The sequence below is a fragment of the Clostridioides sp. ZZV14-6387 genome (assembly GCF_020657835.1).
In the GTDB taxonomy this organism is placed as follows: Bacteria; Bacillota; Clostridia; order Peptostreptococcales; family Peptostreptococcaceae; genus Clostridioides; species Clostridioides difficile_A.
Genome location: NZ_JAGWCW010000103.1, coordinates 1 through 443, shown reverse-complemented (window position 1 = coordinate 443; position 443 = coordinate 1). Strand labels below are relative to the sequence as shown.

Here is a 443-nt window from a genome sequence, read left to right as displayed (position 1 = left end):
GACTACAGGGGTATCTAATCCTGTTTGCTCCCCACGCTTTCGCGCCTCAGCGTCAGTTAATGTCCAGCAAGCCGCCTTCGCCACTGGTGTTCCTCCGTATATCTACGCATTTCACCGCTACACACGGAATTCCGCCTGCCTCTCCATCACTCAAGACCAGCAGTTTTGAAAGCAGTTTGGGGGTTGAGCCCCCAGATTTCACTTCCAACTTACCAGCCCGCCTGCGCGCCCTTTACACCCAGTAAATCCGGATAACGCTTGCCACCTACGTATTACCGCGGCTGCTGGCACGTAGTTAGCCGTGGCTTATTCGTCAGGTACCGTCATTTGTTTCGTCCCCGACAAAAGAAGTTTACAACCCGAAAGCCTTCTTCCTTCACGCGGCGTTGCTGGGTCAGGCTTGCGCCCATTGCCCAATATTCCCCACTGCTGCCTCCCGTAGG

General features: G+C 55.1%; 1 rRNA gene. It reads right to left on the bottom strand.

Features of this window, described 5'->3' with window-relative positions:
- Positions 1-443, bottom strand: a 16S ribosomal RNA gene (locus tag KGF38_RS20055); the annotation flags it as partial.